This window comes from Leifsonia aquatica (assembly GCF_014190775.1).
Taxonomy (GTDB): domain Bacteria; phylum Actinomycetota; class Actinomycetes; order Actinomycetales; family Microbacteriaceae; genus Leifsonia; species Leifsonia aquatica.
This window is the reverse complement of sequence record NZ_JACHVP010000003.1, coordinates 430,055-449,954: the sequence shown is the minus strand read 5'-3', so window position 1 is coordinate 449,954 and position 19,900 is coordinate 430,055. Positions and strand designations below refer to the sequence as shown.

Genomic DNA, 19,900 nt, shown 5'->3' with positions numbered 1-19,900 from the left:
ACCCCTTCGAGTGTCTGCGTGACGATCAGATCGCGTTGACGTCCAGCGGGATGCCCGGGCCGAACGTGGTCGACACGGCGCCCTTCTGGATGTAACGGCCCTTGGCGGCCGACGGCTTCAGACGCACGATCTCCTCGAGCGCGGTCTTGATGTTGTCGTCGAGCTGCTCCTGCGTGAAGCCCGCCTTGCCGACCACGAAGTGGACGTTGGAGTGCTTGTCGACGCGGAACTCGATCTTTCCGCCCTTGATGTCGGAGACGGCCTTCGCCACGTCCGGGGTGACCGTGCCGGTCTTCGGGTTGGGCATGAGGCCGCGCGGGCCGAGCACCTTACCGAGACGGCCGACCTGGCCCATGAGCTCCGGGGTGGAGACGGCCGAGTCGAAGTCGGTCCACCCGCCGGCGACCTTCTCGATCAGCTCGGAGCCGCCGACCTCGTCCGCGCCGGCCGCGATGGCCGCCTCGGCCGCAGGGCCGGTCGCGAAGACGATGACGCGCGCGGTCTTGCCGGTGCCGTGAGGAAGGATGACGGTACCGCGGACCATCTGGTCCGCCTTGCGCGGGTCCACACCGAGCTTCAGCGCGACCTCGACGGTCGAGTTGAACTTCGCGGAACCGGTCTCCTTCGCGAGGGCGACAGCCTCGGTCGGGGTGTAGAACTTGCCGTCTTCGATCTTCTCGGCGGCGGCCCGGTAGGCCTTGGACTTCTGTGCCATGAGTTTTCTCCTAACGAGAATGTGGTGCGAGCCTGGCCGGCTCTGCCACTGTGATGCCTTTCGGCGGAGGGTGTGTGAGGGCGGTCGGGGCTTACGCCTCGACGGTGATGCCCATCGAACGGGCGGTGCCGGCGATGATCTTCGACGCGGCGTCGATGTCGTTCGCGTTGAGGTCGACCATCTTCTGCTCGGCGATGCCGCGGACCTGCTCCTGGGTCAGCTTGCCGACCTTGTTGGTGTGCGGGACACCCGAGCCCTTGGCGACGCCGGCCGCCTTCTTGATGAGCTCCGCAGCCGGCGGGGTCTTCAGGACGAACGTGAACGAACGGTCCTCGTAGACGGTGATCTCGACCGGGATGACGTTGCCGCGCTGCGACTCGGTCGCAGCGTTGTACGCCTTGCAGAACTCCATGATGTTCACGCCGTGCTGACCCAGGGCCGGGCCGATCGGCGGGGCCGGGTTGGCAGCGCCGGCGTTGATCTGAAGCTTGATCAGACCGGTGACCTTCTTCTTCGGTGCCATGTCTCTTCCTTCTTTGTGTATTCGAGCGGCGTTGGATCTCTCCGTGCCGCTCTCCCGGTTTCTCGGCCCTTCCGAGACCCGGTGATCTGAAAACTAGGGGGTCAGAGCTTCGTGACCTGGTCGAAGCTGAGCTCGACCGGCGTCTCGCGCTCGAAGAGCGACACCAGCACGGTGAGCTTGCCGCTCTCCGGCTTGATCTCGCTGATCGATCCGGGCAGGCCCGCGAACGAGCCTTCCTTGATCGTGATGGTCTCGCCGATCTCGAAGTCCACCTCGGCCGGGATGACCCGGGCGGTGGCCTTCTGGCCCTTGGCGGCGCCCTTGACCGGTGCGGCCTCGATCTGGACGAGGCTCTTCAGCATCGAGAACGCCTCTTCGAAGCGCAGCGGCGTCGGGTTGTGCGCGTTGCCGACGAAGCCGGTGACGCCCGGCGTGTGGCGGACGACCGACCAGCTGTCCTCGTTGAGGTCCATGCGCACGAGCACGTAGCCCGGGATGCGCACGCGGTTGACCATCTTGCGCTGGCCGTTCTTGATCTCGACCACGTCCTCCATCGGGACCTGGACCTCGTAGATGTAGTCCTCCATGTTCAGCGAGACCATGCGGTTCTCGATGTTGGACTTCACCCGGCGCTCGAAGCCGGCGTACGAGTGGATGACGTACCACTTGCCGATCTTGCCGCGGAGCTCGGTGCGGAACTCCTCGTAGGGGTCGGTGGCGACCTCTTCTTCGTCCTCGACGGCTTCCTGGGCGGCTTCGGCCTCCTCGTCGTCGTGGACCTCGAGGGCCTCGTCGACGGCGTGATCGGCCTCGGGATCGACGGCCTCCGCCATCGCGTCCAGCACGGCGTCCAGATCGATCTGGGTGCCGTCCTCGGCCACGACGTGCAGCGCTTCGTGCTCGGCGGCGTCCGACGAGTCCTCGTCGTGCTCGAGCACGTTGCCGGTCTGCGCCTCGTCGTCCTCGGAGGACTGCTCGGCTGCGGTGGCCCAGTCCACGTCGTCGCGATTCGTCTCAGACACTGAATTCATTCCATTTCTGTCGGGGTGGCCGGTGGTCCGGCCGAGCTTTCCACTCGAGCGGGAGTCGTCCGCTCTAGGTGGGATTGCCGAAGACCCAGACGACGCCCAGGCTGAACAGCCAGTCGAGGAGGGACACGAGCGCCATCATGATCACCACGAAGACGAGCACGACGCCCGTGTAGCTCAGGAGTTCCTTGCGGGTCGGCGTGACGACCTTCTTGAGCTCGCCGATGACCTGGCGGATGAACAGCGCGATGCGCGCGAAGGGGTTGCGCTTCGCAGCGCGATCCTTCTTCGCGTTGGCGACGATGTCCTCACTCGGCTCGTCGATAACTTTTCGGGCCACCTCGTTACACCTTTCGTGGGCCGACATCGGAATGTCGACTTGCAGGGCGGACAGGAATCGAACCTGCAACCTGCGGTTTTGGAGACCGCTGCTCTGCCAATTGAGCTACCGCCCTAGGGAAGACGAACCCGCGAAGCGCTCCGCACGTCCTGAGACAAACCTAGCCTCGGTCAAGGCTAGCCGATCACGCATCCGAATGTGCTCCGAATGCCTGATCACAGCTCGGCACATCTGCCGTCGCCACAACCGAAAAAAGGCGCAGAAAAGCTTGGCAGATTCAACCACCGCGTCCAGTGTACGGGACGCTGCACCACCTGCGCAAAAGCGCCCTGCCTCGGGCGGGTGAACCGTCGTGACACGCCCTTTTCCGCGTCCACTCGCCGTCGGAAAGGGCGCCTCGCGACGTCTCACCGCCTCAGTGCCGGATGATCCTGTGGACAACCGGATCAGGCTGGTGATGGCCCGGCAGAGTGATGCGCATGAACAGTGCACTCGCCCTCCAGCTCGGACGCCAGCCTCTCGCCGTGCGGGAGGCGCGCGCCCTCGGTTCCACGGAGAAGCGCCTGCGCGGGCCGACCATCCAGCGGCCGTTCCGCGGCGTGGTGACCACGGCTCCTCTCCGCGGGCTCGACGACTGGTGCCGCGCCTACCTCGCCGTCGCCCCGCCCGGCGCGTTCTTCTCCGGGCCGACGGCCGCGGCGCTCCACGGCCTCCCTCTCCCCCGCCTCCCGTCGGGTCTGCACGTGTCGGTCCCCGCGCCGGCGCGCGCTCCGCGCCGGCCGGGGATCCACGGCCACTCGGTCAGGGTCTCGTTCGGGGATGTGATCGTCGAGAACGGTCTGCAGCTGAGCTCCCTCCCGCGCGCCTGGTGCGAGCTCGCCGGGATGTTCAGCGTCGAAGACCTGGTGGTCGCGGGCGATGCGGTCGCGCGTCGCTCCACCGGTCGCGACCGACTCCGTGCCCTGCGCGATGCGCTGAGCCGCTGTGCGTCGCGGCGCGGCCGGCCGGAGCTGCTCCGGGCATTCGACCTCCTGGATCCCCGGGCGGAGTCGCCGCAGGAATCCCGCCTCCGCTTCCGGCTCGTGGCCGGAGGCCTGCTGGGTCTCGAGTCGAACCTCGCCATCCGGACGACCACCGGCAAGAACTACCGCGGCGATCTCGTGTTCCCCGAGCGCCGGGTGATCCTCGACTACCGGGGCGACCACGACCGCGAGCAGGAGCAGTACCGTCGCGACCTCCGCCGGCGCATGGACCTGCAGGCGGACGGCTGGACCATCGTCGAACTCGGGCCGGACGACCTGGGCGATCCCGCTCTCGCGCGCCGGGTGCGGGCGATCCTCGCTCGCGCGGCGCACAGGGGAGGAGACGGGTGACGCGCCTACAGCAGCTTGCGCTCCAGAGCCCACGCCGTCAGCTCGTGCCGGGACGAGAGCTGGAGTTTGCGGAGGACCGCGGAGACGTGGGTCTCCACCGTCTTGATGGAGATGAACAGCTCGGCCGCGACCTCCTTGTAGGCGTAGCCGCGGGCGATCAGCCGCATCACCTCGCGCTCGCGGGCCGAGAGCCGGTCCAGTTCGTCCGTGGTCTCCGCCTGCTCGCCCGCAGCCGCTCCGAAGGCGTCGAGCACGAAGCCCGCGAGCTTCGGCGAGAACACCGCGTCGCCTCCGGCCACCGCCACCACGGCATCGCTCACCTGGCCGCCGGAGCTGCCCTTGGTGAGGTAGCCGCGGGCGCCGGCGCGGATGACGCCGACGACGTCCTCGGCGGCGTCCGAGACGCTCAGCGCGAGGAAGCGGGTGTGCGGGCATTCGGAGACCGTGCGACGCACGACCTCCGCCCCGCCGCCTCCCGCACCGCCCGGCAGGTGCACGTCGAGCAGCACGACGGCCGGTCGTGTCCGCACGATCGCCTCGACGGCGGCGTCCACGTCCGCGGCTTCGGCGAGAACGTCGAGACGATCGTCGAGGTCGGCGCGCAGACCGGAGCGGAAGATGGAGTGGTCGTCGACGATCACGACGGTGATGCGTCGGGGATCGGCGATCCCGCCGTCGTGGGCTGGGTCGGTGTGGTCTGTCATGATGCCTCGTTCGCGAACTCGATGCTCAGGTGGACCTCGGTGCCGGTTGGCCGGGAGGTGACGGTGGCCGTGCCGCCGGCGCGGCGCATCCGGCCGATGATGGACTCCCGCACGCCCAGGCGTCCGTCGGGCAGGGCGTCGACGTCGAATCCCGCCCCTCGGTCTCGCACGAAGACGTCGGCGGAGCCGGCGCCGTTCTCGATGTACACGGAGACCTCGCCTCCGGCATGGCGCGCGGCGTTCAGCATGGCTTCGCGGGAGGCGGCACCGAGCTCGGCAGGCGCGTTCCGTACCGGCTCGCCAACCGAGACGATATCGAAGTGGACGGCGTGGTCGACCTCGAGCGCGGCGGCGACCTCTCGCAGCTCCCCGGCCAGGTCGGCGCCGTCCCGCTCGGCCGCGTGCGCGGCGTCGGCATACAGCCAGTCGCGCAGCTCGCGCTCCTGGGCTCGGGCGATGCGGCCGACCTCGCTCGAGGCCCCGGCGCGGTTCTGGATGAGCGCGAGGGTCTGCAGCACGGAGTCGTGCAGGTGCGCCGCCATCTCGGCGCGCTGCTCCTCCTTGATGCGCGCGGTGCGCTCCGAGATCAGCTCCCGCCAGAGGCGCAGGGCCCAGGGCGCGACCAGCACGGCCGCCCCGGCGAAGGTCGCGGCGATGATCCCGAGCCACAACGGTCCCGAGCTGCGCCCGTTCTGGAGCACGCTCAGCACGAGCGCGACCACGACCAAGAAGGCGCCGGCGGCCGTGCGGAACGCGGTGGCCGACAACGGCGTGGGGAGGAGGCTGTCGTCCTCCACGAGCTGGTCCCAGGCCACGGCGGCGACGACCAGGACGATCGAGAGGAAGAGGAGGCCGATGGCCGAGCCCAGGGCACCGGTCGACACCAGGACGATCGACACGACACCGGACGCCGCCCCGGCCATCCCGAAGAACCAGGGGATGTTGACGCGGCGGTGCACCCGCTGGACGGCCTCGTCCGCTTCCGCCGCGCGCAGGGGGACGAGCGCCCACAGCCAGAGGTAGAAGAGGACGCCCGCGCCGGCGAGGAACGTCGTCCCGACGAAGATCCACCGGACGGCCGCGACCGGCCACCCGAGGTGGTCGGCGAGCGCCTGGCTGACACCGCCGAACACGCAGTCGCGCGGACGCGCGAGCGGCGGCCGGACAGCGGGGACGGTCGGGGTCATGTTCAGAATCCAAGCAGACCCGGGGCCACCCGGACAGCCCACGGGCAGGGGAATCAGGGTCCGCTCAGGGTGTCACCCCATGTCGCAGCGCCGCCTCCGAACGCCAGGATCGAAGCATGTCACAGAACGACTCCACCACCACGCCGCCGCCGTACGGCGGCCCGAGCACCGGCCTCTCCGGCCGCGGCTCCCGCTTCTTCGACTGGATGCGCAGCCTCGGCGTCGTCCGCGCGGACGGCTGGGTCGGCGGTGTGTGCGCCGGCGTCGCCTACCGTCTCGGGATCGACCCGCTGATCGTCCGCGGCATCGCCGTCGTGGCCGCCGTGCTGGGCGCGCCCGTCCTCCTCGTCTACGCGCTCGCCTGGGCGCTCCTCCCCGATCGCGACGGCCGCATCCACCTCCAGCGCCTCTTCGAGGGCGACGTGGATGCGCCGATCGTCGCGGCGGGCGTTCTGATCGTCCTCTCCCTGCTGCCCTGGTCGAGCGGGCTCGGCTGGTTCGGCGGCGGCGTCTGGCACGACTGGGGCTGGGCCGAGATCGTCGGCCGCGTGTTCTGGACGCTCCTCGTGCTGGCGCTCGTCGCCGGGCTGATCGTCTTCGCAGTGCGGGCGGCCGACAAACGGCCGGGTGCATCGACCCCCGCGGGCCGGCCGGCACCTCCCGCGCCCGGCGCATGGCCGAGCGCGACGGCCGAGGGAGCACCCAGCGACTCCTCGAGCCCACCCACCACCTCCGCCGCGTCCGCCGCGTTCGCCACGGGAGCGGACGGCGCGACCACGACCACCGCGGCGAGCGCGGACCCGACCACCGAGGCCGGCGCTCCGACGCCCCCGCTCGACATCACCGCCGAGCCGGTCGCCCCTCCGGCACCGACCGTGGGCGCCAGCCCTCAGGACGTCGCGGACTGGCAGCAGCGTCAGGCCGAATGGAAGGCCGACCACGCCCGTTGGAAGGCGCGCCTCGCCGAGGACATGCGTGCCGTCAAAGCGCAGCGTTCGGCGGAGATCCGCTCCCAGGCGGCGGCCGCCAATGCCGCGGCCAACGCGCGCCGCGCGGCCTACCGCGCCGCCAATCCCCGGGTCGGCGCGCCCCTGGGCTGGCTGACCGTCGGCCTCGCGATCATCGCGGGAGCTGCCGTCTCGGCGCTCTGGATCCCGCTGACCGGCCTGTCCGGTTACGCGTCGACCGCCGCCCTCGCCGCCGCGACGCTGGTCTTCGGCCTCGCTGCACTCATCGCGGGCCTCGCCCGCCGCCGCAGCGGATTCCTCATCACGTTCGGGATCATCCTCGCCGCTCTCACCGCACTCACGGCGGCTCTCCCCGGGGGCGCTCGCGCGAGCTTCTCCGCGACGTCCATCGTCGCGGGAGCCGACCAGACCCTCTCGCCGTCGTCGGACGCCGCCTACGTGCAGGGCTGGGGTCACACCACGATCGACCTGACCGACGCCGTGACGGCCTCGGGAACGCCCGAGATCGACCTGGCCAAGGGCTCGGACGCGACGACACTGATCATCCCCGCCGACGCCACCGTGCGGCTGGAGGCGGCGACACCGTCCGCCGTGATCGTGACGGACCCGTCGGGCGCCGAGCACGTCCATCGCTGCCAGCCCCGCCCGCTCGGCGGCTGCAGCACGAACATCGTCGTCGGCCCGGGCGGAGATCCCGACGCCGTCGTCCGGATCGCCCAGCTCGACGACGTGCTCGTCCAGCGCGAGCAGAAGTGAGGAACGTCATGACCACCGACGCGAACCCGACCCCCGACCCGTCCGACACGCAGCCGACGGAGGCACTCTCCACGACGGAGCAGCCGACAACGGAGCAGCCGACCGCGCAGCAGCCGACCGTCTCTCAGCCGACGCGCCCGCTGCCCGCCGAACCCTGGCTCACCCCGCCGCCCCCGTCCGCGTGGTCGCCCGCGACCTCCACCGCCTCCCGTCCGCCGATCCGGTGGGGCGGGGTGGTGTGGGGACTGCTCCTCGTGCTGTTCGCCGCCGGGACGCTGTTCGTCCTGTCCGCCCCCGAGCGTCTGGCCGCCGTGGAGGTCTGGCTCGCCGCCCTCACACCGGGTACGGCGTGGGCTCTGTGGCTTGCTGCCGCGGGCGTGCTCATCGTGGTGTTCGCACTGCTCGGTGCGATCCGGTCGGCACAGCGACGCCGCCAGACGGCATGATGGGGGCATGACTCCCCACCGCGCTGCGGTCTCGGTCCGCGACCTCCGCAAGACGTACGGCGCGTTCGAGGCGCTGCGCGGAGTCGACTTCGACATCGAGGAGGGCGAGACGTTCGCCCTCCTCGGCCCGAACGGTGCAGGAAAGAGCACGACGATCGAGATCCTCGAGGGCTACCGCGACCGCAGCGGCGGCACGGCCGAGGTGCTGGGGGTCGACCCGCAGCACGGCGGCACGGAGTGGAAGGCCCGGCTCGGGATCGTGCTGCAGTCGGGCATCGAAGCCGCCGACGTGACGGTGCGCGAGCAGCTCGTGCACTTCTCGCGCTTCTACCCTCAGCGTCGCGACGTCGACGAACTCATCGCGGCGGTCGGCCTCACCGACAAGGCGAAGACGCGCATCCGCAATCTGTCGGGCGGCCAGCGGCGCCGGCTCGACGTCGCGCTCGGTGTGATCGGCCGGCCGGAGCTGCTCTTCCTCGACGAGCCGACCACCGGCTTCGACCCGGAGGCGCGCCACCAGTTCTGGGATCTGATCAGGGACCTCAAGCCCGAGGGCACGACCATCCTCCTCACCACCCACTACCTCGATGAGGCCGCCCAACTGAGCGACCGGGTCGCGGTGATCGCGCGCGGCACCCTGATCGACATCGGCGCCGTCGACGAGATCGGCGGCGCGGATGCGCGCATCCCGATCGTCAGCTGGCGCGACGGCGGCGGCGCCCTCCAGCGGCGACGCACCGATGAGCCGGGCGCACTCGTCTCCCGGATCACCGCGGAGCTCGGCGGCGAACCGCGCGACCTCGAGGTGATCCGGCCGAGCCTGGAGGACATCTATCTCGAGCTCGTGCGCGAGGCGGGGGCCGCGGAGCAGGAGGCGATCGCATGACGACCATCCCGCTCGGCATCGCCCGTGCCCGCTACGAGACCCTCACCTACTTCCGGCAGGGCGACACGATCTTCTTCACCTTCCTCTTCCCGGTGGTCATGCTCGGGATCTTCTCGGTCGCGTTCCAGGGGCTGGGGAAGGTCGGAGCGGCGCCCGACGGCTCGGGCGGCATCACGCAGGCCGCCTACTACCTGCCCGGCATGATCGCCGCGGGCATCCTGCTCAGCGGCGTCCAGAACCTCGCCGTCGACATCGCCGTCGAGAAGAGCAACGGGACGCTCAAGCGTCTGGGCGGGACACCCCTGCCGGTGGTCTCGTACTTCATCGGCAAGATGGGCCAGGTCATCGTCACGAGCGCCCTTCAGATCGTGCTCCTGCTGCTGGTCGCCCGATTGGCGTTCGGCGTCGAACTGCCGACCGACCCCGAGGCGTGGCTGCGCTTCATCTGGATCTACCTGCTCGGGATCGTGACGTCGGCGGTGCTCGGGATCGCCTTGTCGGCGGTGCCCCGCACGGGCAAGAGTGCGACGGCCGTCATCATCCCGATCGTGCTGGTGCTGCAGTTCATCTCGGGCGTCTACCTCGCGTTCAACCTCCTCCCCGTCTGGCTGCAGAACATCGCGAGCGTGTTCCCGCTGAAATGGATCGCGCAGGGGATGCGGAGCGTGTTCCTGCCCGCGTCGTTCGAGTCGCAGGAGCCGAGCGGGAGCTGGCAGCTGGGCTGGATGGCCGTGGTCCTGCTGATCTGGCTGGTCGCCGGGCTCATCGCCTGCCGGCTGACGTTCCGGTGGATCCGCAAGGACGGCTGATCGGCGCTGCCGTGGCAGAGGGTTCTGCACAGCCGGCCGGGCCTGGGACTTGTCCACGGATCAGCACCCGGGGCGATCGGGCGTCGGCCCCCTCTGGAACGATGGCTGCATGAGCACCACCAGAGACCTCGCCGTCACCAGCCTCCGCGCCCTCGTCGGGCGGGAGGACGCCGACTTCCACTCGGGGCAGTACGAGGCGATCGCTGCCCTCGTCGACGAGCAGCGACGGGCGCTGGTCGTGCAGCGCACCGGGTGGGGCAAGTCGGCCGTCTACTTCGTGGCGACCATGCTGCTCCGGCAGCGCGGTGCCGGGCCGACCATCCTGGTCTCGCCGCTGCTCGCGCTCATGCGCGACCAGGTCTCCGCCGCCGAACGCGCGGGAGTGCGCGCCGTCACCATCAACTCGGCCAACCGCCACGAGTGGGACGACGTGTCCGCGCGGCTGCGCGAGGACTCGGTGGATGTGCTCCTGGTCTCCCCGGAGCGGCTCAACAATCCCGACTTCCGCGACCAGCACCTCCCCGACCTGATCGCGCGCAGCGGCCTCCTCGTGATCGATGAGGCGCACTGCATCTCGGACTGGGGTCACGACTTCCGGCCGGACTACCGCCGCCTGCGCGACCTGATCGCGTCTCTTCCGGATGGCGTGCCCGTGCTGGCGACGACCGCGACGGCCAATGAGCGCGTCGTCGCCGACGTCGCCGAGCAGATGGGCGAGGGCAGTGGGCACGCGGAGGTACTGACGATCCGCGGACCGCTCGCACGGCGGTCCCTGCGCCTCGGCGTGCTGACCCTGGAGGACGCGACGTCGCGGCTCGCGTGGCTGGCGAGCAACCTCGATGCGCTCCCGGGCAGCGGCATCGTCTACACGCTGACGATCGCGGCCGCGGAGGACACAGCCCGCGTGCTGCGGAAGGCGGGGTTCGAGGCGCACGCGTACACCGGGCAGACCGACACCGCCGAGCGTGAGGATCTGGAGGGGCGGCTCAAGCGCAACGAGGTGAAGGTGCTCGTCGCCACGAGCGCTCTCGGCATGGGCTTCGACAAGCCCGACCTGGGCTTCGTGGTCCACCTGGGGGCGCCGTCGTCGCCCGTCGCGTACTACCAGCAGGTCGGTCGCGCCGGGCGCGCGACAGAGAATGCCGACGTCCTGCTGCTGCCGGGCCCGGAGGACCGCGCCATCTGGCAGTACTTCGCGACCGCCTCCATGCCGTCGGAGGAGAAGGCGGCGGCCGTCCTCGACGCCCTCTCACAGGAGACGCAGTCGACCCGCGTGCTCGAGAGCCGGGTCGACCTCAAGGCGTCGACGCTGGAGCTGCTCCTCAAGGTCCTGGATGTGGACGGCGCCGTCCGCCGAGTGTCCGGCGGCTGGGTGTCGACGGGGCAGCCCTGGGTCTACGATCGCGACCGGTACGAGCGGATCGCCGCAGCACGTGAAGCGGAACAGCAGTCGATGCTCGAGTACGAGCGCACCGGGATGTGCCGCATGCAGTTCCTGCAGGAGGCCCTCGACGACCCGGCAGCGGCACCGTGCGGCCGATGCGACAACTGTGCAGGCGCCTGGTATCCGAGCGCCATCGCCGCGGAGGCCTCCGGGTCGGTCTCGGCAATGCTCGATCGGGTGGGAGTGGAGGTCGAGCCGCGCAAGCTCTGGCCGACCGGCGCGGACCGGCTGGGCGTGTCCGTGCGCGGCAAGATCGCCCCTGCCGAGCAGCTCCAGTCCGGCCGGGCCCTCGCCCGGCTCACCGACCTGGGCTGGGGCAACCGCCTTCGTGAGGTGCTCTCTCCTCAAGCTCCGGACGCGCCGTGCCCTCCCGAGCTGCTCGCCGCCTGCATCCGGGTCCTGGCGGATTGGGACTGGGCCGAGCGGCCCGCCGCCGTCGTCGCGATGCCGTCACGACGACGCCCGGTGTTCGTCGAGTCGCTCGCGCGCGGTCTGGCCGACGTCGGACGGCTACCGTTCCTCGGCTCGCTCGCGCTTCGCGGAGGAGGTCCGACCGGCGACCCGGGCGGCAACAGCGCGTTCCGGCTGGCCGCCGTGTGGGATCGCTTCGGCGCCGAGGGTCTCGACGTGCCGAACGGGCGCCCCGTCCTCCTCGTTGACGACCTCGTCGACAGCCGCTGGACGATCACCGTCGCCGGGCGCGCCCTGCTGGACGCGGGTGCCTCGGCCGTGCTCCCGTTCGCGGCGGCGCTGAGGGGGTGAGGGTCGGGGTGCCGAGGACGAGATGAAGACGACTAGATGAAGTCGCCGCCGCCGAAATCGCCGCCTCCGAAGTCACCGCCGCCGAAGTCACCCCAGCCACCGCCGCTGTCACCCCAGCTGCCTGCGTCGGCGCCGCCCATGTCGGCGCCGCCCGCGTCTGCACCGGCCGCGTCGGTCGTGCCGGCATCGCCGGAGCCGCCGTCGCCGGAGCCGCCGTCTCCACCGTTGTCGCCGCCGTCACCGTTGTCCGCACCCGCCTGGCTGTCGGCCGGCGACGGGAGGAACGCGCCGACCAGGGCGGAACCGATGACGTAGCCGGCGACGCTTCCGAGGAGGGAGCTCGCGAACATCCCACCGAAGCCCATGCCGCCGCCGCCCGCTCGGCCCCCGAGCGAGCGCTCGAGGGTCCCGGGCTGACGCAGCTCGGAGCGCGTGGCGGACTGCGCGAGCGAGCGCGGGTCGTCGCCGCGCGGCTGCTCGCCGGCCGGGGCGTTCTCGCTGAGCTGCTGGAAGAGCAGGCGGCGCTGCTCGGGCGTCAGCTTCGTGAACGCCTCTTCGTGCACCTGCTCGATGGTCTCGGGCGGCGCGGTGCGCAGCAGGTACCGGTAGCGCTCGACGGCGATCTCGTCGTCGCTGCGCTGCTGCGGAGCGGGCGCCTGCTGAGGCACCGGCGCGGCCGGATACTGCTGGCCGGCGGGACGCGGCTCTTCGCGTCCGAGAAGGCGGTCGAGGAATCCCATGGTCGTGCCCCTTCGGTCGACGGCTGTGCGGGTGCGCCGTGCTGCCGTCAGCCTAGGTTCCGTGCGTGTGAGAGTTCTCAGAGAAAGCCGGGCGGTCGCCTACAGCACGACGCCGACGAGCACCGGCTCCGGCCGCAGCAGCACACCGAACTCCGACTGCACGCGGGCCTGGATGAACGACGCCAGCTGCACGACGTCCTGCGCCGATGCGCCTCCACGGTTCACGATCGCGAGCGTGTGCTTGGAGGACAGTCCTGCCGCCGAGCCCGGGAGCCCATAGCCGCGACGGATGCCCGCCTGCTCGATGAGCCACGCGGCCGAGAGCTTCACGTCGTACGGGCCGTCGGGGAGCGGCGGCACGTCGAGGGGGTGCACCCCGTCGGGCTCCAGGCCGAGCACGGCGTCCGGCTCCGGCGGGGTCACCGGCCAGCGCGGAGCGTCGCGGGGCAGCGACCGCGCGAAGTTCTCGGACACGATCGGATTCGTGAAGAAGCTGCCGGCGCTGACCGAGTCGGGGTCGTCCGGATCGAGGACCATCCCCTTCGACGAGCGCAGCGCGAGCACGGAGCGACGCAGTTCCGCGATCGGGACGCGGGCGCCGATCACGACGCCGAGGGCATCCGCGAGCTGCGCGTATCCCACCGGGGCGCTGAGCGGTGCGCCGACACCGCCGGGAACCGTGTTGTCCGCGAGTTCGAGGTCGACCGAGAGCACGATGCCCGCCAGGCCGCCCTTGAGGGCCGACATCCGGTAGCCGAGGCCGAGCTCCGCCTTCGTGAGCGTCGTCACCTCGCCGGTGCGGTAGTCGAGGAACTCGATGCCGAGCAGAGCCGATTCGAGCTCCTGGCCGTAGGCGCCGATGTTCTGCACGGGGGCGGCGCCGGTCGATCCGGGGATTCCGGACAGCGCCTCGATGCCCGCCCAGCCGTTGCGCACGGTGAGGGCCACCAGGTCGTCCCACGGCTCGCCCGCCTGCACGCGCAGGCGCACGCGGCCGTCGGGTGCCTCCAGGCGCTCGACGCCGCGGGTGACGATGCGGATGACCGTTCCGTCGAAGCCATCGTCGCCGGCGATGGTGTTCGAGCCGCCGCCGAGGAGCAGCCAGTCGTCGCCGCTCCCCCACACCTCGAGCGCCGTGGCGACGAGCGCGTCGCGGTCGGCCGGGGCGACGAGGCGCGCGGGCACGCCGCCGACCCGCATCGTGGTGAGGTCGGCGAGTGCGGTTGGCGCGGCGGGCGGCTGGGCGTCGGTCATGCCAGGGAGACCCGCACCTGCGCCTTGCCGAGCACGGTCTCGCCGTTGAACGTCGTGGTGAGGTCGACACGGGCGACGCGGGCCTCCGCGTCGAGCTGGCCGATCTTCGCCGTGACCGAGACGGTCGCGCCGGTGACCGGGTCCACCAGGATCGGCCGGGTGAAGCGCACCTGGTAGTCGGCGACGCGCGCCGGGTCGCCTGCCCAGTCGACGACCGGCTGCACCGAGAGACCCATGGTCAGCATCCCGTGCGCGATCACGCCGGGCAGGCCGACGGAGGTCGCGATGTCGTCGCGGTAGTGGATGGAGTTGAAGTCTCCCGAGGCGCCGGCGTAGCGGACGAGGGAGTCGCGAGTCAGCTCGTAGCTGCGCTCGGCGACCACGTCGCCGACGGTCAGCGTGTCGAAGTCGGGCTGCGCGGAGGTCAGCTGGGTCATCACTCGTCCCCTCGAACGACCAGAGTGGAGGTGGAGGTCACGACGTGCTCGCCGGCCGCGTCGACGATCACGGTCTCGGCGGTCACCATCGAGTGGGCGCCGAGTGATTTCACCGCGGTGACGGTGAGCGTGCCGGTGAGTTCGTCGCCGGCGATGACCGGGCGCGTGAAGGTGAACCGCTGGTCGCCGTGGACGACGCGGCTGAAGTCGATGTCGGCCTCCGGGTCGGCGAGCAGCTGGTCGAGCGAGAGCTGCTGCACGACGATGGAGAAGGTGGGGGGCGCGACGAGGTCGGCGTGGCCGGCGGCGCGCGCCGCGTCGAGGTCGAAGGAGGCGGGGTCGGTCGCGAACACGGCGCGGGCGAACTCGCGCACCTTCTCCCGGCCCACGAGGTACGGGGCGGTCGGCGGGAACGCGCGGCCCTGAAGAGCTGGATTCACTGGCACCCGTCGATTCTACGGGGAGACGAAAAAAGAGAACCCCGGCCACCTGGCCGGGGTTCTCTTTACGTGTGGTCGGCGCCTACTGGCAGCTGTCGCACTGCAGCATGTCCATCGGGTCGACGGGAACCGCGTAGCCGCCGACGCTGTCGTTTTCGTAGTCCATGATGGCCTCCCCTGAAGTCTCGTTTTTCACCGCTTCGCACGGTGTTCACCCACTATATAACCCGAATGACACGATTGTCATTCCACTAGATGTAGTGTTTTCGACTTTTTTTGGCTCTCCCCCGAGATTACGGCGGACCACCGACATTCCGCTGCCCGAGGCGGCAGTCTCACCGGCGTGTCGCGGTGTCAGGTCGGCGTGTCGCGCCCTCTGTCGCGGGCACCGACGCCACGACCTCCGGATCCGCGCCCCGGTCCGCGCGGACGAGGACGATGCCGCCGAGGATGAGCACGCCGCCGAGGAGCTGCAGGACACTCAAACGCTCTCCGAGGAGCAGCCAGGCGTAGAGGCTCGCCGCCACGACCTCCAGCAACCCGACGAAGGAGGCCAGGCGCGAGCCGAGCAGCTCGGTGGCGGTGATGCTGGAGGCGTAGGCCACTGCCGTCGCGAGCACGCCGACCACCGCGAGCGGCACCCACCAGGCCGTCGGCCGGCCGAACAGCTCGACGTCCGTGAACCGCACGGTGAAGGGCAGCAGACCGGTCGCACCGACGGCGCCGAGGGCGAGTCCCCCGACGAGCAGGCCGCCCGACGCCAGCGCGACCGGTGGCAGGCCGTCGCTCGGACGGGCGGCGATCACGTAGAAGGCGGCGCATCCGATCATCGCGACCGTCGCGAGCACGATCCCGAGCGGATCCAGGCGACCGGCGCCGCCGGGCGACACGACCAGCACGAGTCCGATGACGGCGACGGCCGATCCGACGAGCACGACCGCGTGCGGCGCACGGCGAGTACGGGCCCACGCCACCGCGACGAGCAGCACGGGAGCGAGGTACTCGATCAGGATGCCCGTGCTCACGGGGATGCGCTGGATGGCCGAGAAGTACAGGACCTGCGTCCCCGCGACGCCGACCAGCGCCATCCCGAGGAGCCGCCAGCGGCCCCGCCAGACGGCCGCCCAGCGCCCGCGGAGCGAGAGGAGGGCGAACGGCAGGAGCACGAGACCACCGATCAGCGCCCGCAGCGTGACGGCGGCGACGGGCGACCATCCGCTCTCGAGCAGGGGCTTGATGAACGCACCCGACATCCCGAAGGTCGCCGCCGCGAGCAGCGCGATGAGGAGGCCGAGCGTCGTCGGGTGGCGGTGCGACATGAGAGTCACCTGTCAGGATCGAAAGGGATGATGGGCCTGACGCTAGTCTTGTGCCGAGTAAGGAGTCAACTTGCATTTTGCCCCTGACACAGTGGACGCGCTCGAGTTCGCCGTCGAGCTCGGCAACACGGCGCCCGGCGCATCCCGCAGCGGAGACGACGAGCTCCCCACCCCTGCTGAACTGGCGCGACTGCTCGCCCGCAACCGGTACTCCGGCCGGAAGGAGGAGACCGAAGCCGAACTGGCCGACGTGCACGCGACCCGCGATCTGCTGCGGCGCGTCTGGTCACTCGACCGCGACGACGCGGCCCTGGCCGTCAACGGCATCCTCGCCGACGCTCATGCCCTTCCCCACCTGCTGCGTCACGACGGCTTCGATTGGCACCTGCACGCGACCTCGCAGGATGCGCCGCTCGCCGAGCGCATCCGGGTGGAGGTCGCACTGGCCCTCGTGGACGTGATCCGCGCGCGGGAGACGGACCGCCTGCGGGTGTGCGCCGCCGACGACTGCACCGGACTGCTGCTCGACCTCTCCCGCAACGGCTCCAAGCGCTTCTGCAGCGTGCGCTGCGGTAACCGCGTCAACATGATCGCGTTCCGCGCGCGCAAGGAGGGCGGGGCGTAGCGGAACCGATCCGCAGCCCGCCTGGAGCAGGCGCGGTGCGTCAGGCCCCGTACGCCCGCAGGAACGCGCGCACACCCTCGACGATCAGGTGCTGCGTCTGCTGCTCGTCGCGTTCGATCGGGCGCCCGAGGGTGTTGGCGAACGACGAGACGGTGAGGGCCACGAAGTGGTCGGCGGCGAGGCGCGGGTCGGGGGTGACGAGCAGCCCGCGACGGTCGAACTCCGCGAACCGCTCGGCCACGGCATCCTCGGGCTCGCCGACACTCCAGTGCTTGTCCCAGAGCTCGGGCAGGTTCACCGACTCGGTGGAGAGCAGGCGCATCAGCGCGATGTAGTCGGAGGACCCGAGCGCGGTGGACGTGATGTCCTGGGCGAACCGCGTCAGGGCGGCCTCGATCTCGATCTCGCCTCGGAGGTCGGCGTCGATGGCCGCGGTCACGGCCGTGCCGAGCGCGTCGACGGCCTGCTCGACGACGGCCAGGAGCAGATTCCGCTTGTCGCCGTAGTAGTCGTAGACGGTGCGCTTGGAGACACCGGCACTCGCGGCGATCGCGTCGACGCTGGTGCGCTCGACACCGTCCGCGAGGAACAGCTCGCGCGCGGCGGCGAGGATGGCCTCCCGCTTCTGCGCCGACCCCTCGCGAACACCCTTCGCCGGCGTCGTCGTCTGCATCGGACCTCCCTGATTCCCTCACGATCTTACTCATCGGTTTACTTACTACACTGCACGGTGTAGTTTACTGCTCATGACCATGACCCCACCCGCCGCCGTGAGCTCTCGTCGGCTCAACCTGATCAGCCTCGTGCTGATCCTCGGCGCGATCACGACGATCCTCGACTCGACGATCGTGAACATCGCGCTCGACCACTTCCACACCGTGTTCCACGCCACCGTCGCCCAGACGCAGTGGGTCGTGACCGGCTACCTCCTCGCCTACGTCGCCGTCGTCCCGGTCTCCGGCTGGGCGTCCGAGCGATTCGGCGCGCGGCGCATGTGGATGTTCGCCGTCGCCACCTTCGTGCTCGGCTCGGTGCTCTGCGGCCTCGCCTGGAACCTGCCGAGCCTCATCGGCTTCCGCGTGCTGCAGGGCGTCGGCGGTGGGATGGTGCTCCCCATCACCATCACGATCCTCACCAGGGCGGCCGGCAAGGAACGGATCGGCCGGGCGATCGCGACGATCGGCCTGGTCGCCCAGCTGGGACCCATCCTCGGCCCACTGATCGGCGGCTCGCTCATCGACTCGGTCGGCTGGCGCTGGCTGTTCTTCGTCAACGTCCCGATCTGCCTGACCGCACTCGTGCTCGCACCGCTCTTCCTCCCGGTCGGTGCGAGGGACTCGGCGCACCGCTTCGATCTGTTCGGCTTCGTCCTCCTGACACCGGGAGTCGTCGCGCTCGCCTTCGGGATCAGCCGAGGTGCGACCCCCGACGGTTTCGCCGCCCTCGACGCGTGGCTCCCCCTCGCGATCGGCGTCGCCCTCCTCGCCGGCTTCACCGCCTGGTCGTTGCGCTCGAAGCGGCCGGCCCTGCTCGACGTGCGCGTCTTCGCGCGGCGCAGCTTCGGGATCGGCAGCGTCATCACGTTCCTGAGCGGCTTCTCGATCTACGCGCTCATGTTCCTGCTGCCACTCTTCTACCAGCAGATCCGCGGCGACTCCGTCTTCACGACCGGCCTCCTGCTGATCCCCCAGGGTCTCGGGACGATGTGCTTCATCCTCGTCAACCGCCGGCTCGGCGACCGGATCGACACCCGCTTCGTCATCGCGGGCGGCGTGGTGCTCGCCATGATCGGAACGCTGCCGTTCGCGCTGGCCGGCGCGTCCGGCGGAGACGTGCTGCTCCTGGCCGGGCAGTTCCTGCAGGGATTCGGGATGGCCGCCGTCTCGCTCCCGGTGATGACGCTCGCCTTCGCCAGCCTCAGCCACGCGGAGACGCCCCGCGGAAGCGCCGCCTTCAACCTGGTGAAGCAGGTGGGCGCCCCGTTCGGCGTCACGGTCATCGCCGTCGTCCTGCAGCAGTACCTCGCGGGAGCGACCACGGCGAACCAGGCGCTCGGCGCCTTCAACGCGACGTTCTGGTGGGTGCTGGCGCTGAGCGCGGTGCCGCTCGTCCTGGCCTTCCTCGTCCCGGCCACCCGCCGGGTCCGGGATGCCGCCCAGCGTGCCGAGAACGCACCGTCCGAAGCGGCAGACTCCGTGATCGAGACCGTCTGACGTCCGCTCCGGATCAGGCGCCGTCGGCCGGCGAGGAGGGCGAACCCTCCTCGCCGGTGCCGAGCAGCCCGCGCGCCTGTTCGGCGGCGCGGGCGATGCTCTCGCCGACGAAGTCCATGAAGCGCGCCATGTTCTCGAGCCGGACGCCGGCCGGGGTGTCGTCGCCGAGCAGGCGCACGCCCTCGCGGGCGGTCTCGGCGATCTGGGCATTGGAGCGCGCCGCCGCGATCATCGACTGATACCAGACGTCGGCGTCGGCGATGTAGCGCTCGCGCCTTCCCTCCCCACGCTCGCGGATGACGAGGCCCTGTCCCTCGAGCAAGCTGATGGCTTTGGAGATGGAGGCGGGGCTCACCTCGAGACGCCGCACCAGCTCGGCCGCCGTGAGGCTGCCCGCGTCGGTGGTGTAGAGGCTGGTGAGGATGCCGGCCGCCACGCGCGGAAGACCGGACTGCATGAAGAGAGTGGTGAAGGACTCCTCGTAGGCGCGGACGGCCGGCGAATCGCGTCCGTCCGCCTGCGGTTCGCGGGCTGCTCCCGCGACGGTTCCGCGACGCTTGTGCGCGCGCTGCTCGGTGGCCCGCTGCGCGAGGTCGGCCCGGTACGCCCCGGGTCCGCCGTTGCGCAGCACCTCCCGAGTGATCGTCGAGGTCGGCCGATCCAGCTGCCGGGCGATCTCCGCGTACGCGAGATCGTCGGCCAGGCCGACCGCGATCTGGTGGCGTTCCTGCCTGGTGAGCCTGCCTGCGGCCATCCGTCGCCTCCTTCGTCGAGTCGAGCGTAGCGTTCAGTCGCTCACTAACGCAACAGGATTACGGGTGGCGATTGCATTACTCTCTGAACTATCGCAACGATATATGTCTTTTGATCTGCATTTTTGAATATACAACGCAATGATGGCATTGCCTGATCAGTGAACGCAACGTAGCGT

General features: G+C 70.5%; 21 protein-coding genes and 1 tRNA gene. 8 read left to right on the top strand and 14 right to left on the bottom strand.

All coding sequences use genetic code 11. From position 1 onward, the window contains the following. Positions 1–25: 25 nt before the first annotated feature. The 5 genes from rplA to FHX33_RS15475 all read right to left on the bottom strand — a co-directional run bounded on the left by rplA (position 26) and on the right by FHX33_RS15475 (position 2,721). Entirely contained in the window at positions 26–715 is a 690-nt protein-coding gene (rplA, locus tag FHX33_RS15495; RefSeq protein WP_021764078.1) for a 50S ribosomal protein L1, read from the bottom strand. Positions 716–806: 91 nt separating this feature from the next. Continuing rightward, on the bottom strand, positions 807–1,238 hold the full coding sequence (rplK, locus tag FHX33_RS15490) for a 50S ribosomal protein L11 (protein WP_021764077.1): 432 nt from the start codon (positions 1,236–1,238) through the stop codon (positions 807–809). 101 nt (positions 1,239–1,339) lie between these two features. Next, positions 1,340–2,260 (bottom strand): transcription termination/antitermination protein NusG, encoded by a 921-nt coding sequence (nusG, locus tag FHX33_RS15485; RefSeq protein ID WP_039923029.1) that lies wholly within the window; start codon positions 2,258–2,260, stop codon positions 1,340–1,342. Positions 2,261–2,333: 73 nt separating this feature from the next. Beyond that, positions 2,334–2,606 (bottom strand): preprotein translocase subunit SecE, encoded by a 273-nt coding sequence (gene secE, locus FHX33_RS15480; protein ID WP_039923027.1) that lies wholly within the window; start codon positions 2,604–2,606, stop codon positions 2,334–2,336. 42 nt (positions 2,607–2,648) lie between these two features. Continuing rightward, a tRNA-Trp gene (locus FHX33_RS15475) sits at positions 2,649–2,721 on the bottom strand. Between the two features lie 364 nt (positions 2,722–3,085). On the opposite strand from FHX33_RS15475, the gene FHX33_RS15470 reads away from it, so the two are divergent. After that, positions 3,086–3,979, top strand: a complete 894-nt coding sequence (locus FHX33_RS15470) for a hypothetical protein (RefSeq protein ID WP_155829066.1) — start codon at positions 3,086–3,088, stop codon at positions 3,977–3,979. A gap of 5 nt (positions 3,980–3,984) precedes the next feature. Here the strand turns inward: FHX33_RS15470 and FHX33_RS15465 are convergent, their stop codons facing one another. Both FHX33_RS15465 and FHX33_RS15460 read right to left on the bottom strand, forming a co-directional pair. Then, positions 3,985–4,683: a LuxR C-terminal-related transcriptional regulator gene (locus tag FHX33_RS15465; protein WP_021764073.1), complete on the bottom strand. Its 699-nt coding sequence runs from the start codon at positions 4,681–4,683 to the stop codon at positions 3,985–3,987. Then, positions 4,680–5,870: an ATP-binding protein gene (locus tag FHX33_RS15460; protein ID WP_183428696.1), complete on the bottom strand. Its 1,191-nt coding sequence runs from the start codon at positions 5,868–5,870 to the stop codon at positions 4,680–4,682. Before FHX33_RS15460 ends, FHX33_RS15465 begins: the two co-directional genes overlap by 4 nt. Positions 5,871–5,986: 116 nt before the next feature. Here FHX33_RS15460 and FHX33_RS15455 point away from each other — a divergent pair, with 116 nt between their 5' ends. From FHX33_RS15455 to FHX33_RS15435, 5 genes are all read left to right on the top strand, one after another. Continuing rightward, the gene (locus tag FHX33_RS15455) at positions 5,987–7,594 is read left to right on the top strand and encodes a PspC domain-containing protein (protein WP_221209639.1); all 1,608 of its coding nucleotides are present in this window, start codon (positions 5,987–5,989) and stop codon (positions 7,592–7,594) included. Positions 7,595–7,602: 8 nt separating this feature from the next. Further along, positions 7,603–8,040 (top strand): hypothetical protein, encoded by a 438-nt coding sequence (locus tag FHX33_RS15450; protein ID WP_021763999.1) that lies wholly within the window; start codon positions 7,603–7,605, stop codon positions 8,038–8,040. Positions 8,041–8,047: 7 nt separating this feature from the next. After that, positions 8,048–8,926: an ABC transporter ATP-binding protein gene (locus FHX33_RS15445; RefSeq protein ID WP_021764000.1), complete on the top strand. Its 879-nt coding sequence runs from the start codon at positions 8,048–8,050 to the stop codon at positions 8,924–8,926. Then, positions 8,923–9,735, top strand: coding sequence for an ABC transporter permease (locus tag FHX33_RS15440; RefSeq protein WP_021764001.1), 813 nt, complete (start codon positions 8,923–8,925; stop codon positions 9,733–9,735). The genes FHX33_RS15445 and FHX33_RS15440 overlap by 4 nt, the downstream gene beginning before the upstream one ends. Positions 9,736–9,844: 109 nt before the next feature. Continuing rightward, the gene (locus FHX33_RS15435; protein WP_021764002.1) at positions 9,845–11,941 is read left to right on the top strand and encodes a RecQ family ATP-dependent DNA helicase; all 2,097 of its coding nucleotides are present in this window, start codon (positions 9,845–9,847) and stop codon (positions 11,939–11,941) included. 32 nt (positions 11,942–11,973) lie between these two features. Here FHX33_RS15435 and FHX33_RS15430 read toward each other — a convergent pair whose 3' ends face one another. From FHX33_RS15430 to FHX33_RS15410, 5 genes are all read right to left on the bottom strand, one after another. Next, on the bottom strand, positions 11,974–12,681 hold the full coding sequence (locus FHX33_RS15430) for a hypothetical protein (RefSeq protein ID WP_183428695.1): 708 nt from the start codon (positions 12,679–12,681) through the stop codon (positions 11,974–11,976). A 99-nt stretch (positions 12,682–12,780) separates the two neighbouring features. After that, entirely contained in the window at positions 12,781–13,935 is a 1,155-nt protein-coding gene (locus FHX33_RS15425) for a UDP-N-acetylmuramate dehydrogenase (protein ID WP_183428694.1), read from the bottom strand. Continuing rightward, positions 13,932–14,372, bottom strand: a complete 441-nt coding sequence (locus FHX33_RS15420) for a MaoC family dehydratase (RefSeq protein WP_021763250.1) — start codon at positions 14,370–14,372, stop codon at positions 13,932–13,934. The genes FHX33_RS15425 and FHX33_RS15420 overlap by 4 nt, the downstream gene beginning before the upstream one ends. Beyond that, on the bottom strand, positions 14,372–14,818 hold the full coding sequence (locus FHX33_RS15415; protein WP_081703984.1) for a MaoC family dehydratase N-terminal domain-containing protein: 447 nt from the start codon (positions 14,816–14,818) through the stop codon (positions 14,372–14,374). The genes FHX33_RS15420 and FHX33_RS15415 overlap by 1 nt, the downstream gene beginning before the upstream one ends. Before the next feature lie 329 nt (positions 14,819–15,147). Continuing rightward, a complete protein-coding gene (locus FHX33_RS15410; RefSeq protein WP_021763252.1) occupies positions 15,148–16,131 on the bottom strand; it encodes a DMT family transporter in 984 nt (327 codons plus the stop codon). 70 nt (positions 16,132–16,201) lie between these two features. On the opposite strand from FHX33_RS15410, the gene FHX33_RS15405 reads away from it, so the two are divergent. Next, the gene (locus FHX33_RS15405; RefSeq protein ID WP_039922407.1) at positions 16,202–16,756 is read left to right on the top strand and encodes a CGNR zinc finger domain-containing protein; all 555 of its coding nucleotides are present in this window, start codon (positions 16,202–16,204) and stop codon (positions 16,754–16,756) included. 40 nt (positions 16,757–16,796) lie between these two features. Here the strand turns inward: FHX33_RS15405 and FHX33_RS15400 are convergent, their stop codons facing one another. Continuing rightward, positions 16,797–17,429, bottom strand: coding sequence for a TetR/AcrR family transcriptional regulator (locus tag FHX33_RS15400; protein WP_021763254.1), 633 nt, complete (start codon positions 17,427–17,429; stop codon positions 16,797–16,799). 73 nt (positions 17,430–17,502) lie between these two features. On the opposite strand from FHX33_RS15400, the gene FHX33_RS15395 reads away from it, so the two are divergent. Continuing rightward, positions 17,503–18,969 (top strand): MDR family MFS transporter, encoded by a 1,467-nt coding sequence (locus tag FHX33_RS15395; protein ID WP_021763255.1) that lies wholly within the window; start codon positions 17,503–17,505, stop codon positions 18,967–18,969. Positions 18,970–18,982: 13 nt separating this feature from the next. Here FHX33_RS15395 and FHX33_RS15390 read toward each other — a convergent pair whose 3' ends face one another. After that, positions 18,983–19,723 (bottom strand): GbsR/MarR family transcriptional regulator, encoded by a 741-nt coding sequence (locus FHX33_RS15390; protein ID WP_021763256.1) that lies wholly within the window; start codon positions 19,721–19,723, stop codon positions 18,983–18,985. Positions 19,724–19,900 lie beyond the last annotated feature (177 nt).

Coding starts and splice junctions, on each gene's coding strand:
- FHX33_RS15470 (WP_155829066.1), top strand. CDS start 3,086: ATGAACAGTGCACTCGCCCTCCAGCTCGGACGCCAGCCTCTCGCCGTG.
- FHX33_RS15430 (WP_183428695.1), bottom strand. CDS start 12,681: ATGGGATTCCTCGACCGCCTTCTCGGACGCGAAGAGCCGCGTCCCGCC.
- FHX33_RS15395 (WP_021763255.1), top strand. CDS start 17,503: ATGACCATGACCCCACCCGCCGCCGTGAGCTCTCGTCGGCTCAACCTG.
- FHX33_RS15435 (WP_021764002.1), top strand. CDS start 9,845: ATGAGCACCACCAGAGACCTCGCCGTCACCAGCCTCCGCGCCCTCGTC.
- FHX33_RS15400 (WP_021763254.1), bottom strand. CDS start 17,429: ATGCAGACGACGACGCCGGCGAAGGGTGTTCGCGAGGGGTCGGCGCAG.
- FHX33_RS15425 (WP_183428694.1), bottom strand. CDS start 13,935: ATGACCGACGCCCAGCCGCCCGCCGCGCCAACCGCACTCGCCGACCTC.
- FHX33_RS15455 (WP_221209639.1), top strand. CDS start 5,987: ATGTCACAGAACGACTCCACCACCACGCCGCCGCCGTACGGCGGCCCG.
- FHX33_RS15445 (WP_021764000.1), top strand. CDS start 8,048: ATGACTCCCCACCGCGCTGCGGTCTCGGTCCGCGACCTCCGCAAGACG.
- FHX33_RS15420 (WP_021763250.1), bottom strand. CDS start 14,372: ATGACCCAGCTGACCTCCGCGCAGCCCGACTTCGACACGCTGACCGTC.
- FHX33_RS15465 (WP_021764073.1), bottom strand. CDS start 4,683: ATGACAGACCACACCGACCCAGCCCACGACGGCGGGATCGCCGATCCC.
- FHX33_RS15450 (WP_021763999.1), top strand. CDS start 7,603: ATGACCACCGACGCGAACCCGACCCCCGACCCGTCCGACACGCAGCCG.
- FHX33_RS15460 (WP_183428696.1), bottom strand. CDS start 5,870: ATGACCCCGACCGTCCCCGCTGTCCGGCCGCCGCTCGCGCGTCCGCGC.
- FHX33_RS15390 (WP_021763256.1), bottom strand. CDS start 19,723: ATGGCCGCAGGCAGGCTCACCAGGCAGGAACGCCACCAGATCGCGGTC.
- FHX33_RS15410 (WP_021763252.1), bottom strand. CDS start 16,131: ATGTCGCACCGCCACCCGACGACGCTCGGCCTCCTCATCGCGCTGCTC.
- rplA (WP_021764078.1), bottom strand. CDS start 715: ATGGCACAGAAGTCCAAGGCCTACCGGGCCGCCGCCGAGAAGATCGAA.
- rplK (WP_021764077.1), bottom strand. CDS start 1,238: ATGGCACCGAAGAAGAAGGTCACCGGTCTGATCAAGCTTCAGATCAAC.
- FHX33_RS15440 (WP_021764001.1), top strand. CDS start 8,923: ATGACGACCATCCCGCTCGGCATCGCCCGTGCCCGCTACGAGACCCTC.